Origin of the sequence: Erythrobacter neustonensis, assembly GCF_001663175.1 — a bacterium.
GTDB classification, from domain to species: Bacteria; Pseudomonadota; Alphaproteobacteria; order Sphingomonadales; family Sphingomonadaceae; genus Erythrobacter; species Erythrobacter neustonensis.
In genome coordinates, this window is sequence record NZ_CP016033.1 from 1,242,655 (window position 1) to 1,258,897 (window position 16,243).

The 16,243-nt window shown below is 65.9% G+C and carries 13 protein-coding genes; 8 read left to right on the forward strand and 5 right to left on the reverse strand.

Going from position 1 to position 16,243, the window contains the following annotated elements:
* The first annotated feature begins 14 nt into the window (after positions 1 to 14).
* Both A9D12_RS05870 and A9D12_RS05875 read left to right on the forward strand, forming a co-directional pair.
* Positions 15 to 1,067, forward strand: a complete 1,053-nt coding sequence (locus A9D12_RS05870; protein WP_082925412.1) for a DUF475 domain-containing protein — start codon at positions 15 to 17, stop codon at positions 1,065 to 1,067.
* Positions 1,064 to 1,360 carry a hypothetical protein gene (locus tag A9D12_RS05875; RefSeq protein ID WP_156522804.1) on the forward strand — a complete coding sequence of 99 codons (297 nt, stop codon included), beginning with the start codon at positions 1,064 to 1,066 and terminating at the stop codon, positions 1,358 to 1,360. The genes A9D12_RS05870 and A9D12_RS05875 overlap by 4 nt, the downstream gene beginning before the upstream one ends.
* On the opposite strand, the gene A9D12_RS05880 is transcribed toward A9D12_RS05875, so the two are convergent.
* Positions 1,357 to 1,644: a YciI family protein gene (locus tag A9D12_RS05880; RefSeq protein ID WP_231889705.1), complete on the reverse strand. Its 288-nt coding sequence runs from the start codon at positions 1,642 to 1,644 to the stop codon at positions 1,357 to 1,359. The two genes, A9D12_RS05875 and A9D12_RS05880, sit on opposite strands and share 4 nt — an antisense overlap.
* A gap of 153 nt (positions 1,645 to 1,797) precedes the next feature.
* On the opposite strand from A9D12_RS05880, the gene putA reads away from it, so the two are divergent.
* Together putA and A9D12_RS05890 are read left to right on the forward strand one after the other, a co-directional pair.
* A complete protein-coding gene (putA, locus tag A9D12_RS05885) occupies positions 1,798 to 4,926 on the forward strand; it encodes a bifunctional proline dehydrogenase/L-glutamate gamma-semialdehyde dehydrogenase PutA (RefSeq protein ID WP_068350466.1) in 3,129 nt (1,042 codons plus the stop codon).
* Between the two features lie 49 nt (positions 4,927 to 4,975).
* Complete coding sequence (locus A9D12_RS05890) at positions 4,976 to 5,713, forward strand: endonuclease/exonuclease/phosphatase family protein (protein ID WP_068350467.1); 738 nt, start codon at positions 4,976 to 4,978, stop codon at positions 5,711 to 5,713.
* A gap of 154 nt (positions 5,714 to 5,867) precedes the next feature.
* Here A9D12_RS05890 and A9D12_RS05895 read toward each other — a convergent pair whose 3' ends face one another.
* From A9D12_RS05895 to A9D12_RS05905, 3 genes are all read right to left on the reverse strand, one after another.
* The gene (locus A9D12_RS05895; RefSeq protein ID WP_054118497.1) at positions 5,868 to 6,263 is read right to left on the reverse strand and encodes a VOC family protein; all 396 of its coding nucleotides are present in this window, start codon (positions 6,261 to 6,263) and stop codon (positions 5,868 to 5,870) included.
* Positions 6,264 to 6,511: 248 nt separating this feature from the next.
* Positions 6,512 to 7,378 carry an S-methyl-5'-thioadenosine phosphorylase gene (mtnP, locus tag A9D12_RS05900; RefSeq protein WP_068350468.1) on the reverse strand — a complete coding sequence of 289 codons (867 nt, stop codon included), beginning with the start codon at positions 7,376 to 7,378 and terminating at the stop codon, positions 6,512 to 6,514.
* Between the two features lie 32 nt (positions 7,379 to 7,410).
* Positions 7,411 to 8,115, reverse strand: coding sequence for a glutathione S-transferase family protein (locus A9D12_RS05905; protein ID WP_068350469.1), 705 nt, complete (start codon positions 8,113 to 8,115; stop codon positions 7,411 to 7,413).
* A 141-nt stretch (positions 8,116 to 8,256) separates the two neighbouring features.
* Here A9D12_RS05905 and A9D12_RS05910 point away from each other — a divergent pair, with 141 nt between their 5' ends.
* The 3 genes from A9D12_RS05910 to A9D12_RS05920 are packed head-to-tail and all read left to right on the forward strand — an operon-like array spanning position 8,257 to position 12,325.
* Positions 8,257 to 9,684, forward strand: a complete 1,428-nt coding sequence (locus A9D12_RS05910; protein WP_068350470.1) for an aldehyde dehydrogenase family protein — start codon at positions 8,257 to 8,259, stop codon at positions 9,682 to 9,684.
* Between the two features lie 11 nt (positions 9,685 to 9,695).
* Entirely contained in the window at positions 9,696 to 11,039 is a 1,344-nt protein-coding gene (locus A9D12_RS05915) for a phosphotransferase family protein (RefSeq protein ID WP_068350471.1), read from the forward strand.
* Complete coding sequence (locus tag A9D12_RS05920) at positions 11,039 to 12,325, forward strand: acyl-CoA dehydrogenase family protein (protein WP_068350472.1); 1,287 nt, start codon at positions 11,039 to 11,041, stop codon at positions 12,323 to 12,325. The genes A9D12_RS05915 and A9D12_RS05920 overlap by 1 nt, the downstream gene beginning before the upstream one ends.
* On the opposite strand, the gene A9D12_RS05925 is transcribed toward A9D12_RS05920, so the two are convergent.
* The gene (locus tag A9D12_RS05925; protein WP_068350473.1) at positions 12,322 to 13,284 is read right to left on the reverse strand and encodes a bile acid:sodium symporter family protein; all 963 of its coding nucleotides are present in this window, start codon (positions 13,282 to 13,284) and stop codon (positions 12,322 to 12,324) included. The two genes, A9D12_RS05920 and A9D12_RS05925, sit on opposite strands and share 4 nt — an antisense overlap.
* A 78-nt stretch (positions 13,285 to 13,362) precedes the next feature.
* Here A9D12_RS05925 and A9D12_RS05930 point away from each other — a divergent pair, with 78 nt between their 5' ends.
* The gene (locus tag A9D12_RS05930; RefSeq protein WP_068350474.1) at positions 13,363 to 16,146 is read left to right on the forward strand and encodes a DUF3857 domain-containing protein; all 2,784 of its coding nucleotides are present in this window, start codon (positions 13,363 to 13,365) and stop codon (positions 16,144 to 16,146) included.
* The last annotated feature ends 97 nt before the right edge of the window (positions 16,147 to 16,243 follow it).

Below are 16,243 nucleotides of genomic sequence, written 5' to 3' on the forward strand. Positions count from 1 at the left end.
AGACGGGATTCGTGATGTTCAAGCATTTCGGCGGTTCGCTGCTTTTCACTCTGGCCGGCCTGATGGTCGGGGGCTGGTATGGCTGGGAGCTGACCGGCACCATCGACGGGATGCTCGGCATCGTCTGGATCTGCGCGGTGCTTGCCGTGCTCGAAGTGTCGCTGTCGTTCGACAATGCGGCGGTCAACGCCTCGATCCTCAAGGACATGGACCCGGTCTGGCAGCGGCGCTTCCTCACTTGGGGTATCGCGATTGCGGTGTTCGGGATGCGGATCGTCTTCCCGTTGCTGATCGTGATGGTCGCCGCCAGCCTCGGCCCTGTCGAGGCGATGAAGCTCGCGCTCAACGAACCGGCCGAATACCAGCGCATCGTTTCCGAGGCGCATGTCGGGCTGATGGGCTTTGGCGGGGCATTCCTGGGGATGGTCGGCCTCAAGTATTTCTTCGACGCCGACAAGGAAGTGAACTGGATCGACGCGATCGAACGCCCGCTCGCCAAGGTCGCCAATATCGAAGCGATCGCGATCGGCGTGGTGCTTGCGGGCACTTGGGCTGTGGCCAGCGTGCTGCCCGCCGAAGAGGCGCTGACCTTCCTGATCGCCGCGATTGCGGGCCTGCTCACCTATCTCGCGGTCGAGATCGTCAACCACCTGCTCGAACCGCCCACGCCGACCGCGGGCGATGTCGCCAAGGCGGGCTTCGGCGCGTTCCTCTATCTCGAAGTGCTCGACGCAAGCTTCAGCTTCGACGGGGTGATCGGTGCCTTTGCGCTCACCAACAACCTGATCGTGATCGCGATCGGCCTCGGCATCGGCGCGATGTTCGTGCGTTCGATGACGATCTTCCTCGTCAAGAAGGGCACGATGAGCGAATACCGCTATCTCGAACACGGCGCGTTCTATGCGATCATCGCGCTGGCCGTGATCATGTACCTCAACACCTTTGCGCATATTTCGGAAGTCATCACCGGGCTGATCGGCGCGGTGCTGATCGGGCTGGCGTTCTGGTCTTCGGTGCGCTGGAACAAGGCCAATCCCGCCGACGCGCAGGATGAGGTCGGCGCTTGAAGGCCACACCTTTCGGGGTGATGACGGGGGCGGTTCTGGCCGCCGGACTGGTGCTGGCGGCGCTGCTGGGATTGATGCTGCTGATGGGCGATTGCGCGGCGGCAAGCGATACCGACGCGGCGCTGCGGGTGTGCCTGGCGGACAAGCGATGGCAACTTGCCGCCTATCTGGTGCTGGCCCCGGTCTTGTGGGGAGCGGGCGCAGTGCTCGCGCTGCGCCGAAGGCCCTATGCGATGCTGGTCGGCCTGCTTGCCGGCCCCGTCAGCCTCGCCGCGTCGGGGGCGATCGTCTAGGCCCAGTCGCCCAGCAGCGGGGTGAACTCGTCCACCCGGATCGCCTGCCACACCCCGCCGGTAAGATAGGGATCGTCGGCCAGAATCGCGCGCGCGGCCGCCTCGTCTTCGGCCTTGACGATCAGCAGCGAGCCGATGATCAACCCGTCGCTGCGCTTCAGCGGGCCGACGATCACGAAATGCTCGGCATTGGCGTGGACGAAGTCGAGATGCGCGGGCCGGTGGACCCCGCGCAGCCGTCCGCCGTCTTCGCCGTCGCGGCAGTGAAAGCAGAACATCCGCATGATCGTTTGGTCCCCGTTGATCGCGAGCCCGCAAGGCTACCCGCGGTGCGCGCAGCGGGCAAGCGGGGCGTTGCAAAGACTGCGCTTGAAGCGCAGCCTTGCCGCGTTCAGAGCGCGCGGCAACTTCCCGCGAATCGTTTCAGGTGAAACCAGATGGCCGACTATTCTCCCGCCCCAGCAATCGACCGCACCGACCTGCGCCGTGCCTACCGGCAGGACGAGGAAGCCTGCATTGCCGAACGGCTCGATCAGGCGGCGCCCGCAGGCCGGGTGCATGCCGCGGCGGCAAGCCTCGCGATCGGCCTGATCGAAGGCGCGCGCGCCAAGAAGGCCAGCGGGATCGACGCCTTCCTCCAGCAATACGGGCTCGACACGGAAGAAGGTATCGCGCTGATGTGTCTTGCCGAAGCGCTGCTGCGCGTGCCTGATGCGGCGACCGCGGACGCGCTGATCAAGGACAAGATCGGCAGCATCGAATGGGGCGAGCACTTGGGGGAAAGCTCGTCGACCTTCGTCAACGCGGCGACCTTCTCGCTGATGCTGACGGGCGAAGTGCTCGACCCGCCCGAAGCCCGCCAGCGCGGGATGGGCGGCGTGCTGCGGCGCGCGATCAACCGGCTGGGCGAGCCGGTGATCCGCACCGCGACAGGTCAGGCGATGAAGATTTTGGGCGGCCAGTTCGTGTTCGGCCGCACCATCGACGAGGCGCTGAAACGCGCCGCGCCCGAGCGTGCGCGCGGCATCACGCACAGCTTCGACATGCTGGGCGAAGCGGCGATGACCTTTGCCGATGCGGAGAAATACCGCCTGTCCTATGAAGCCGCGCTCACCCGTCTGGCGCGCGAGGCGGGCGCAGGCGTTGCCGCATCGCCGGGGATCTCGGTCAAGCTGTCGGCGCTGCATCCCAAGTACAATTTTTTCCACGCCGACGAAGCGCGCGCCGCGATGGTGCCGATGATCAAGGCGCTCGCGATCCGTGCGCGCGATGCCGATATCCACTTCACGATCGATGCCGAGGAAGCCGAGCGGCTCGAACTGAGCATGGACATCATCGAGGAACTCGCCGCCGACGACGACCTGTTCCGCCGCCCCGATGGCAGCCGGTGGGAAGGCTTCGGCCTTGCGATCCAGGCCTATTCCAAGCGGGGCCTGTGGGTCTGCGACTGGGCGGGCAAACTTGCACGGCGGCACGGGCGCAAGCTTTTCGTGCGGCTGGTGAAGGGCGCATACTGGGACAGCGAAGTGAAGCTGGCGCAGGTTGGCGGTTACACTGACTATCCGGTGTTCACCCGCAAGGTCGCCACGGACGTCAGCTATCTCGCCTGCGCCGCGCGCCTGTTCGAGCATGCCGACGTGATCCGCCCCGCCTTTGCCACGCACAATGCCTACACCATCGGCGCGATCAAGCACCTCGCCGCCGGCAAGCCCTTCGAATTCCAGCGCCTCCATGGCATGGGCGAGGAAGTCTATGACGCGCTCCACGCGATCGAGGGCAACCAGCGCACGCCAGTCCGCATCTATGCGCCGGTGGGTGGGCACAAGGAACTGCTCGCCTATCTGGTGCGCCGCCTGCTCGAAAACGGCGCGAACACCAGTTTCGTCAACCGCATGGGCGATGCGGATATTCCAGCGGAAGAACTGGTCGGCGATCCCGTGGCGGAACTTGCCGCGATGCAGCCGCGCCGCAATCCGGCGATCCCGTTGCCGGGCGCGATCTTCGGGAAGCGCAAGAACAGCGCAGGCGTGGACCTGTCCGACCCGCTGGTGCGCGAGCCGTTGATGGCGCAGCTTGCCGCGCTCGAAAGCCGCACATGGCACGCCGCGCCGACCTTTGGCGGCGCGGGGGAAAGCGAAACCGTCACCGCGCCGCAGGATGCTGCGCAATCCCTCGGCACCGTTCGCGCGGCGACCGCCGCTGAAATCGACGATGCCTTCACCCGCGCCGCCCAAATCCAGCCCGGCTGGGACGCATTGGGCGGCGAGGCCCGCGCGCTGCTGCTCGAAGAAGCCGCCGACCTGTTCGAAGCGCACACGGCCGAGTTCCTCAGCCTGTGCCAGCGCGAAGCGGGCAAGACGTTGATGGATGCGGTGCTCGAACTGCGCGAGGCGGTCGATTTCCTGCGTTTCTACGCCGCCGAAGCGCGCCGGCAGTTCGCCGCGCCGGTTATCCTGCCCGGGCCGACGGGGGAGGAAAACAGCCTCACCCTCCACGGGCGCGGGGTGTTCGTCACCATCGCGCCGTGGAATTTCCCGCTGGCGATCTTCATCGGCATGGCCTCCGCCGCGCTCGCAGCAGGCAACACCGTGCTCGCCAAGCCCGCGCCGCAGACCCCGTTGATTGCCGCGCTGGCGGTGGAATTGTGCCACAAGGCGGGCATCCCGGCAGAGGCGCTGCAGCTGATCCCCGGCGGCAGCGAGGTCGGCGCGATGCTGACTGCGAACCCGCTGCTGGCAGGCGTTGCCTTCACCGGATCGACCGGCACCGCACGCGCGATCAACCGCGCGCTGGCGGGCCGCGAGGGGCCGATCGCCACGCTGATCGCCGAGACCGGCGGGCAGAACGCGATGATCGTCGACAGCTCCGCGCTGCCCGAACAGGTGGTGCGCGACGTTGTGGCGAGCGCGTTCCAGAGCGCCGGCCAACGCTGTTCGGCGCTGCGCGTGCTCTATTTGCAGGAAGATGTCGCCGACACGATGCTGGCGATGATCCGCGGCGCGTTCGAGGCGCTGAGCGTCGGCGATCCGGCGCGGCTTGCCACCGATGTCGGCCCGGTGATCGACGAAAGCGCACGCGCGCGGCTCGAAGCGCATGTCGCGAGTTGCGAGGCCCGCGGCTACCCCGTCACCCGCCGCGTGCTGTCCGAGGCGGCGGCAAAGGGCTGCTTCGTCGCGCCCACGATCATCGAACTGCCCGCGATCAGCGCGCTCAGCGACGAGCATTTCGGTCCTTTGCTTCATGTCGTCCGCTTCAAGGCGGGCGAGCTTGGCAAGGTGGTCGCCGATATCAACGCCACCGGGTTCGGCCTCACGCTCGGCCTGCACAGCCGCATCGCGGAAACGCGGCGGTTCGTGCAAGCCAATGCGCGCGTCGGCAACTTCTACGTCAACCGCAACCAGATCGGCGCGGTGGTCGAAAGCCAGCCTTTCGGCGGCGAAGGACTGTCGGGCACCGGGCCGAAGGCGGGCGGGCCGCACTACCTAGCGCGCTTTGCCACCGAACGCGTGATGTGCGTCGACACGACAGCGGCGGGCGGCAATGCGAGCCTGCTCGCCGCAGGATAGGCACGCAGCGATCTAGGCGAGGGCGGGGCGCGCGCCTATCTGTCAGCCCATGACGGATCACGCGCCCGCCCCTAACGCTCCCCGGCCTGCCCCCTTCAAGGTGGCAAGCTACAACATTCACAAGGGCATCGGCACCGATCGCAAGCGCGATCCGGCGCGCATCCTTGCCGTGCTTAACGAGATCGACGCCGACATCGTGTGCCTCCAAGAAGCCGACCTGCGCTTCGGCTCGCGCGCGTCGGTGTTGCCGCGCTTCCTGATCGAAAGCCACACCGACTATGTGCCCGTGCCGCTCGACGTGCAGCGCGATTCGATGGGCTGGCACGGCAATGCGATCCTCGCCAAATCGGGCGTTGCGGTGGAGCGGCACGATATCATCCACATTCCCTTTCTCGAACCGCGCGGGGTGGTGACCGCCAGCCTCAATGTCGGCGGGACGAGCGTCAGCGTGTTCGGGATGCATCTCGACCTGTCGGGCCTGTGGCGCGTGCGCCAGGCGCGCGCGATCGCCACGCTGGGCGAGGCCGCGCGGGCCGAGCGCGCGACGGTGATGATGGGCGACCTCAACGAATGGCGCGCGGTATCGGGCTGTTTCCGCGAATTCGGCAAGCACTTCAGCGTGCTTGATCTCGGCCCCAGCTTCCCCAGCCGCCGCCCTTTCGGCAAGCTCGACCGGATCATGCACTGCGACCGGCTCACCATGACCGACTGCGGCGTCCACCGCAGCGCACTCGCCAGCGTCGCATCCGATCACCTGCCGGTGTGGGCGGAATTTGCGATGCGGTGAGGGGGCGGGAGCGTCCGCTTTAGAGCATCAGCCTGTTGGGTGCGAATGGCGGGAAGTGGGTGGTCAGCTGTCTGACCATATTTGTCGAGGATTGACCCCGGCCCTACCGAACGTCCAGTCGCTCGGTGGACCGGTCCAAAGGAGGGTGAAAACCCTATCCGGGGATGTGGATCCCGCAAAGTTTATTGCCGTCAGGATCGCGCACGTAGGTCAGGTGGATCGTTCCCATCGCCGACTCTCGCGGGCCGGGAGCGTCTTCAATTGACGTTCCGCCGTTGGCGACGGCCACATCATGAAATTGCTGAACTTGTTCGGGCGAATTGCACGAGAAAGCAACCGTAGCCCCATTTGCCACAGTCGCCGGTTCATCGTTGATCGGCTGAGTGACGATGAAGTTTGTTCCGCCCGGGTTGGGGTAGAATAGGCGCATATGCCCGCTTCCAGCAATATTGTTCATCGGTTCTGGCATTCCCAGAACACCCAGAACCGCGTTGTAGAACTGCCGCGACCGCTCGATGTCGTTTGAGCCTACCATTGTGTGGAACAGCAATCTCTTTCTCCCTATCATTTCGCGGACGCTTGTGGAGGCAGTGATAGATCAGAGCAAGCGGCGCGTTGCGAACTATTCCGTTGAACACCTTAGGCCGAATGGGCGTAAAGTTCCGATTGTAACGGTTCCGGGCCCATCAACACGTGGCCGCTTTCAAGTAGTCGCCGCTCGCAAGCAAACGTCCGCAATGGGGTCGATAGCCGAACGGCGGCTTTCGTCCGTGAAATCAAAAAAGCCGACGCTCGCCCCTATCCGAACAACCGTCCCGCCACCGCGTCGAGCTGCGCCATCAGTGCCGGGTCGTGTTCGTCCGGCGCAGTGATCACCGCGTCGTCCAATGCGGTGTCGATGGGGGAGGGTTCGCGGCTCTCGGGGAGCGCGGCGATGAAGTTCTTGACCATCGCCCGCGCGAGCGCGCCGTTGGCCTGCATCTGGCCGACCACCTCGGCCACATCCACCGCCTCGCCTTCGCGCCAGCAGTCGTAATCGGTGACCATGCCGACCAGCGCATAGGGAAGCTCGGCCTCGCGCGCCAATTTGGCTTCGGGCATCGCGGTCATCCCGATCACGTCCGCGCCCCATTGACGGTACATCCGGCTTTCGGCGCGGGTTGAGAATTGCGGGCCTTCCATCGCCAGATAGGTCGCGCCGACCGCGACCTTGCCGCGTGCTGCCGCGACCGCGCGCGCGGCCATGTCGGACAGCCGCGGACAGACCGGATCGGCCATCGACACGTGCGTCACGAACCCGCTGGTGTAAAAGGTTGAGGGACGCGCAAAGGTGCGGTCGATGAATTGTTCGACCACGGCAAAACGCCCCGGCTCAAGCTCTTCGCGCAAGGATCCCACCGCGCTGATCGCGAGGATATCGGTGCAGCCCGCGCGCTTCAGCGCATCAATGTTGGCGCGCGAATTCAATTCGGTCGGGCTCACCGGATGCCCGCGGCCGTGGCGGGGGAGAAAGCGCACCTTCACGCCCGCGATCGTGCCGCACAGGATCTCGTCCGAGGGATCGCCCCACGGGGTCTCCACCGCGATCCACTGCGCATCTTCCAGCCCGTCGATGGCGTAAAGCCCCGATCCGCCGATGATCCCGATGCACCACTCGCTCGCCATGCGGCCCCTGCCCTTGTTGTTTGCGCCCGGCTTTAGGTCAGGTCGAAGGGGGTGGGCAAGGCTTTGCGCACGATTGTTTCGGCGGTCGCATAAGGCGTTGCGATCATCGGCAGGTCGCGCATCGCGGTGAAGTGCGCGTCAAGGCCGGGCCAGCGCGCAAGCGGCATCTCGGCCACCAGCGCGATCTGCATCAGCACGCAGGCCACCGTGATATCGGCGATCGACACGGCATCGCCGGCAAAGAACGCCCGCCCGTCGAGCCGGCTTTCGAGGCAATCGAGCACCGGCGGCAGTTTCTCGGCCCAAGCCTCGCGGGCCTTGTCGAGCCCGGGAGCCTCGCCCTTGCTGATCGCGAAGAAGATCGGGCGGAAGATGCCGATACCGCCGGCCACCGCCAGCGAGGTGTCGGCGAATTCCTCGATGAACAGGGCTTCGCCCAGCGCTGCCGGGTCGTGCGGGAAGAGAGCGGGCGCAGGGTGCTTCTTCTCGATATAGCCGCAGATCGCGCTGGAATCGGGGATCGTGCCCGCGCGGCCTTCCTCGGCCACGCTGCGGTCGCGCAGCACCGGGATGCGCTTCATCGGCGAGATGTCGGTGAACCACGCGGGCGGATTGAAGACATTGACCGGCTCGACCGCGTAATCGACCCCCTTGGCGATGCACACGCCTGCGACCTTGCGCACGAAGGGCGAAATCGGGCTGCCGTAAATCACCAGATCGGGGCGGGCTTCGGTCATATTGCGCAGGTCCTTGCGGTGTCGGGGAGCGGGTGGGTCACACAGCCGCGCTATCAAAGCAAGCGATTGCGTTTTGGATTGCAACGCGCCAACCTTGGGGGCGAGAGAGACGACTCCCCATTCGACGAGAGGACACGAGAGATGGCCACGCAATACAAGAACCTGATCGGCGGCGAAATGGTCACGACCGACCGCTGGCTCGATGTGGTGAACCCCGCGACCGAGCAGGTGATCGGCCAGGTGCCACATTGCGGCAAACCCGAGCTTGACCGTGCGGTTGCCGCTGCGCGCACCGCGTTCAAGACGTGGAAGAACACGCCGATCGAGGAACGCCGCGCCGCGATTCAGGCGATGTCGGCCGCGATCAAGGCCAATGCCGATGAATTGTTCCGGCTGCTCACCAGCGAACAGGGCAAGCCCCACGATCAGGCGCGCGGCGAAATCTACGGCGCGGCGGCGATGAGCGCGGCGCAATCGACCTTGAGCCTCGATGACGAGATCAACGAGGATTCGGACACCCGCCTCAGCCGCACCCGCCGCGTGCCGGTGGGCGTGGTTGCCGGGATCGTGCCGTGGAACTTCCCGGTGATGATGGCCGTCCAGAAGATCGCGCCTGCGATGCTCTCGGGCTGCACCATCGTCTTGAAGCCCTCGCCCTTCACCCCGCTCACCACTCTGCGGATTGCCGAACTGATCGCGGACGTGGTGCCCGCGGGCGTGGTCAACATCATCACAGGTGAAGATGATCTGGGTCCGCTGATGACCAGCCACCCCGATATCGACAAGATCACCTTCACCGGATCGACCGCGACAGGCAAGAAGATCATGGAAGGCGCCTCAGCCGACCTCAAGCGCATCACGCTGGAGCTGGGCGGCAATGATGCCTCGATCGTGCTGCCCGATGCCGATCCGAAGAAGGTCGCCGAGCAATTGTTCTGGTCGAGCTTCTCCAACGCCGGGCAGATCTGCGTTGCGGCCAAGCGCGTCTATATCCACGAGGACATCTATGACGAGCTTTCGGCAGCGATCGTCGAATATGCCAAGACCGTGCGCGTGGGCGATGGCAGCGAGCAGGGCACCGGGGTCGGCCCGATCCAGAACAAGAAGCAGTATGACCGCGTGCTCGAACTGATCGAGGACGCCAAGGACAACGGCTACAAGTTTCTGCTGGGCGGCAATGTCGATCCGTCGGGCACGGGCTACTTCGTGCCGCTGACGATCATCGACAACCCGCCCGAAGACGCGCGGATCGTGGCCGAGGAACAGTTCGGCCCCGTGATGCCGCTGATGAAGTTCTCCTCGGAAGAGGAAGTGATCGCGCGCGCCAATGCCTCCGAATACGGGCTTGCGGGCGCGGTGTGGACGGGCAACCCGGAAAACGGCGTGAAGATCGCCGAGCAGCTCGAAACCGGCACGGTGTGGGTCAACGAATACCTCCACCTTTCGCCCTTCGCGCCGTTCGGCGGGCACAAGCAGTCGGGCTTCGGTGCCGAATACGGCAAGGAAGGCCTCAAGGAATTCACCTATGCGCAGGTGATTACCGTGAAAAAGGACAACGTCCCCGCGTAAAGCCGGTGGCGATGACCGCTGACGAATTGGGCGCCGGGCTGGCGCGGGTGTGTGCCCGCGTCGGCCTCGGCGCCCTGTCGTATCCGCCGCAGCGCCTGACGGGCGGGGCGGTGATGGAAAGCTGGCGGTTTGCCGCTGGCGGATGCGACTACGTGCTGCGCCGCGCACCGAGTGCCGCTTTCATGGAGGGGCGGCCTTACGGGCATAGCGTCGAGGCCGCGCTGATCGAGGCGGCCCGCGCCAAAGGCGTCACCGCGCCGGAAGTGGTCGCGGTGCTGGAAGAGGCGGATGGCCTCGGTTCCGGCTTCATCATGCGCGCGCTGCCGGGGACGGCTGATCCCAAGGTCATTCTGGCCTGCGACGACCCCGAGGGCCTGCTGCGCGGCATCGCCCGTGACTTGGCCCGAATCCACCGGCTGCGGCAGGGCGATGTGCCCGAAGGCGTGCCGGTGATGGACTACCGCGCCGCGATTGCCGACCTCAAGCAGCAGTTCATGGAGGCGGGCGGGGATCGCCCGATCATCGCGCTGGGGCTCAGATGGCTTGAGGACAACTGCCCCCCCGAGGCCGAGCCCGTCCTCAACCACGGCGATTACCGGATGGGCAATCTGCTGGTCGAAGGCCCGCGCCTTACGGGCGTGCTCGATTGGGAACTCGCCCATTTCGGCGACCGCCACGAGGACCTCGCTTTTGGCTGCATGGCGGTGTGGCGCTTTGCCCGCTACGACCGGCCCGCGCTGGGGCTGGGGAGCATCGCGGATTACCTCGCTGCCTATGAGGCCGAGGCGAGCGTTGCTATCGATCCGCTGCGCTTCCGCTTCTGGACGATTTATCGGACGGTGTGGTGGGCACTCGGCTGCCTCAAGATGGCGGCCCAATGGCGCTCGGGCGCGGACCGGATGCTCGAACGCGTGGTGATCTCGCGCCGGACGAGCGAGCAGGAACTCGATCTGTTGCTGCTGCTGGAGGAGGATGCGCCGGAGATGGAGCGGCGGAAGTATGCTGATCCCATGCTGGAGATGCATCTCGGTTGTGGCGAGGCAACCAACGGCAATATAGCGACCGCAATCTCTGAATGGCTGGAGACGATCAAACCCCACCTTTCGGGACATGACCGGTTCCAATTAGCGGTGGCGTGCAATGCTCTTGGAATGATTGCACGGGATGATGCGATCCGGCCCCAAGGCATTGTGGAGCGGCCCGAAGCGCAAGCCATTCTGGCTGGCAAACACACACTCGCCAGCCCGGGGTTGCTTCGTCACCTCAGGGCGACCGCTATCGAGAAGCTGAGCGCCGACGTCCCCAAATACCCCGCACTCAGCGCTGCGCGAAAAAAATGGACCGGAGAGAACTGATGGACTTCGCCATCCCCGCCGACCTTCAGGCTTACCTCGACGAACTCGACGCCTTCATCGACGCCGAGATCAAGCCTTTGGAGCAGCAGGACAACAACATCCGCTTCTTCGACCACCGCCGCGAATATGCGCGAACGGATTTCGAAGCGGGCGGCCTGCCCCGGCACGAGTGGGAGGAGCTGCTCAAGGAAGCCACGGCCCGCGCCGACAAAGCGGGCCATTGGCGCTTTTCCGCGCCGAAGCGTTACGGCGGGAAGGACGGCAGCAACCTCTGGATGGCGGTGATCCGCGAGCATTTTGCCCGAATGGGCCTCGGCCTCCACAATGACTTGCAGAACGAGCACTCGATCGTGGGCAACTTCCCCTTCGTCGCCATGTTCGACCAGTGGGGCACCGAGGAGCAGAAAGCCGAATTCATCACCGGAGGGTTTGAGCGCACGCGGCGCGTCGCCTTCGGCCTCACCGAACCCGACCACGGCTCGGACGCGACACACATGGAGACAGTCGCGGTGCGCGAGGCCCGTGACGGGGTGGATGGCTGGCGGATCGATGGCGAGAAGATGTGGATCACCGGGATGCACGTCGCCACCCACTGCGCGATGTTTGCGCGCACCAGCGGCAAGGCAGGGGACGCGAGCGGGATCACCTGTTTTCTCGTCCCCAATCCCACACCCGGCCTCGAAATCGAGGAGTGGATGTGGACCTTCAACATGCCCACCGACCACCCGCGCCTCAGCGTGACGAACGTCTGGGTGCCCGACAGCGCCATCCTCGGCGTCGAGGGCCGCGGCCTCGCGCTGGCGCAGAGCTTCGTCCACCAGAACCGCATCCGGCAGGCGGCGAGCAGTTGCGGCGCGGCGCTCTACTGCATTGATGAAAGCGTGAAATACGCCCGCGAGCGCAAGCCCTTCGGCGAGGAATTGGCCCGCAATCAGGCGATCCAGTTCCCGCTGGTGGAACTCGCCACGCAGGCGGAGATGCTGCGGCTCCTGATCTTCAAGACCGCGTGGGAAATGGACAACATGCCCCACGAGGCGATCGAACGGACCATCTCGGACAAGGTCTCGATGTGCAATTACTGGGCGAACCGGCTGGTGTGCGAGGCGGCGGACCGGGCGATGCAGGTCCACGGCGGCATCGGCTATTCACGCCACAAGCCGTTCGAACACATCTATCGCCACCACCGGCGGTATCGGATCACCGAGGGCAGCGAGGAGATCCAGATGCGGAAGGTGGGGGCGTACCTGTTCGGCTATCTCGGGCCGAAGCGGGGCCAGTTCGGCTAACCCCGCCGCCGCCACACCCCCGCGAGCAGGCTCCCGATCACCACATGCCACACCGCCGAGATCGCGGCAGGCACGGGCGCGAGCGCGGCCTGCGCCGCATTGGCGAATTGCGCGGCAAACGCAGGCGTCTTGGCAAGCCCTGAGCCGAGGCCGGAGTTCTGCATCCCCACCTCGATCGAAATCGTCCGCGCCTCCACCTCGCCCATCCCCAGCATGCGCGCCAGCCCATAGCCGAGGCCAAAGCCCAGCGCATGCAGCAGGAAGGTCGCGAGCAAGAGCACGCCCGCGTGTTCCATGATCTGCGCCTTGGCCCCGCCGACGATCCCGCCCACGATCAGCACCACCAGCACGATCGCCACCAGCGGCAGCACCGCATTCACCCGTGCCGCCGCGCGCGGGAACAGGCGGTTCAGGAGCGTACCCAGCACCACCGGCACCAGCACCACGCCGATCATGCTGACGAGCAGGTTCCAGCGGTCGATCTCCACGTAAGCCCCCGCCAGCCAGCCGGTCAGCAGCGGGGTCAGCACCACCGCCGCCAATGTCGAGACCATCGTCATCGCCACCGACAGCGCCACGTGCCCGCGCGCGATATAGGTGACGATGTTCGACGCGGTCCCGCCCGGACAGCAGGCCACCAGAATAAGCCCCACCGCCAGCCCCGGTTCGAGCGACAGCGCGCGCGCGATGGCAAAGCCCGACAGCGGCATGACCAGGAACTGCAAGCCTACGCCTGCCAGCAGCGCGCGCGGCATCCGCGCAAGGCTGCGATAATCCGCGAAACTGAGCGTCAGCCCCATCGCCAGCATGATCGTGCCCAGCGCAAGGTTGAGCAATGGCTGGCCCGCAATCGCAAAGCGCCCGTCGGTCATCCAGACAAAGCCCTGCGGCCACACCCAAGCCAGCATTACGCCCGCAATCGTCAGCGCGGCGAAATTGTTGGTGATCCTTTGCAGCACGCCGCAGCCCCTTCCTGCGATAGCCCTAGCAATATCGCGCGCTACCGCTAGTCTTGCAGCGAAACAGGGAGGGTTTTCATGCGCTTTTGGGCTGCGGCATTGCTCGCATCGACGTCGGCTGTCGCCGCACAGGCCGGCGAGACGGTGCAATATGACAAGGTGCCGGCATGGGTCGTCCCCGCGACGGTCGAAAAACCCAGCCCCGGCTCCAACGCGATCCTCGTCCTGTTCGATCAGCAAGCGCGGATCGAGGCGGGGCAATTGTGGTCCTATGTTGATACCGCAATGGCGCTCGATTCCCCCGAGGCGCTCACCCGCTTCGGCACGCTGACCGCAAGCTGGATGCCCGACAAGGGCGACCTTATCGTCCACCGGGTCGAATTGCTGCGTGATGGCAAGGTGATCGACGTGCTGGCGGGCGGCGCGAAATTTGAGGTGCTGCGGCGCGAGAAGGGGCTCGAAAACCGGCTGGTCGATGGCGCGCTCACCGCGACGATGGCGGTGCCGGGGGCAAAGATTGGCGATATCCTGCGGCTTACCGCATCGATCACCAGCAGCGATCAGGCGATGGGCGACAACGTCCAGTGGCAACAGGGCCTGATCGCCGAACCCTTCCCGCTGGCCAAGGGGCGGGTCGCGGTGTCCTGGCCCGAAAGCCTTGCCGTCACCCGCAAGCGGTTCGGCAAGGCCGCGGTGGCCGAGCCGGTGCTGAAGGACGGGTATTTCACTTGGAGCGCGAAGATGCCCGTGGCCAAGCTCGACGAACTGCCCAATGATGCGCCTTCGCGGTTCCGGCTGGGCGAATTGATGCAGGTGTCGACCTATGCCGACTATGCCGCGGTATCGCGCAATCACGCGCCGCATTATGCCACTGCGGGCAAGCTTGCCGCCGGCGGCGATCTGGCCGCACGCATCGCCGCAATTGCCGCTGCCAGTCCCGATCCGCTGACCCGTGCGGCCGCCGCATTGCAGACCGTGCAGGACGATATCAGCTACCTGATGAACGGGATGGACGGCGGCAATTACATCCCGCAGGCGCCCGAAGACACATGGGAGAAGCGGTTCGGCGACTGCAAGGCCAAGACGCTGCTCCTGCTCACGATGCTGCGCGAACTCGGGATCGAGGCCGAAGCCACGCTGGTGCGCACCAAGGGCGGCGATGCGCTGCCCGACCTGGCGGCGATGCCGGGCAATTTCGACCACGTGATCGTGCGCGCCAATATCGCGGGCACCAATTACTGGCTCGACGGGACGAGCTCAGGCGTGCGCCGCGACACCATCGACGAGGTGCCGCGCTTCTTTTACGCGCTGCCGCTGCGCGAGGGCGGCGCCGGGCTGATGCCGCTTGACGAGCGGTTTCAGGCCACCCCCGATCGCAGCCTCGCGCTGGCAATCGATCACCGCGCGGGGCTGCGTGTGCCCGCCCTGTTCACGCTCACCGCACAATATCGCGGCACGATGAGCGCGAAATGGCGCACGCTCACCGATCAGGGCAACGCCGACATGCGCCGCGACGCGGCCAGCGATCTGCTCGGCGATATCCTCGAAAATGCGCAGATGACCGATCACACCGTGCGCTACGATCCCGCATCGGGTCTGGCCGAGGTGACGATGCGCGGCATCCTCGCCAGCGGCTGGGAACGCGATGGCACCGCCTACCGGTTCGATGCGCCCGCACAGGCCGCGCGCGATGTCGGCTTCGATGCCGATCGCACCCGCAGCGCATGGCGCGCGCTGCCGTTGTCCCTGCGCGGCCCGGTCTATTACACCAGCACCGCCCAAGTGCTGCTGCCGGATGATGTCGGCGCGCTCGAACTCGAAGGCGCGGCTGCGCCCGTCACCGCGATGATCGGCGGGGTGGAACTGGCCTCGACCGCGCGGCTCGATGGGCAGCGGCTGGTGATCGACCAGTCGATGCGTTCGCTCGACAGCGAACTGCCCGCCGACAGGATCGGGACCGCGCGGCGCGATCTCAACCGCTTCGACCGCCAGCTGCCCGTGCTGCGCGCCGGCACCGGGGTGCGGGAAAGGTGGGAATACATGGGCAAGGACCGCAAGGCTCTCGCCGCGCTCGAGGCCGCCTATGCCAAGGGGATCGCCGAGGCCAAGCCCGACGAGGCCTGGCCGCTGACCAACCGCGCCAGTTTCCGCGCCGGGATCTTCGATCATGCCGGCGCGCTGGCCGATGTCGAAGCGGCGATGGCAATCGAGGAAACCCGCGATCTCTACATCACCCGTGCCGGGCTGCGGCGCGAGCTTGGCAATCTCGATGGCGCGCTTGCCGATCTGGTCGAGGCCGAAACGCTCGAACCCGATGGTTCGACCTATTCGGACCAGATCGAAATCCTCGCGCTCCTGAACCGTGCCGGGGAAGGCACGGCGTTGGCCGAAGATTTCAGCGCGCTGACCACCGAACCGGTCGATGCGGCGATCATGATGGCGCGTGCGCTGGGCTGGCAGGGCGCCGCCGACGAGGGGATCGACGTGCTCGAAACGCTGGTCGCCAAACGGCCGGCGGACGGCGCGTTGCTGGGGGAACTGTGCTGGCAGGCGGCAATCTGGGCAAAGATCGATGAAGAGCGGCTGGCGACCTGCACCCGCGCGGTCGAGAAAAGCGAAAATTCCCCCGCGGTGCTCGACAGCCGGGCGCTGGCGCATTTCCGGATGGGCAATCTTGCCGCGGCGCTGGCGGATGCCGATGCGGCGCTGGTGGCCTCGCCCTACCAGCACGAAACGCGGTTGCTGCGCGGGGTGATCCGCAAGGCAATGGGCGATGCTGCGGGCAAGGACGACATCGCGATGGCGCTGAAGATGCGCCCCTCGCTTGCCGCGCCCTACAAGGCATGGGGGCTGGAATTGTAGGAGAGGGGCGCGCGGGGGCGGTGCTTGCGCTTGCCCCCTCCTGACCCCTGTCTGACCCCCTTCAGACCCCGGTTTGGTGCGTTTAGCGGGCGTGTTT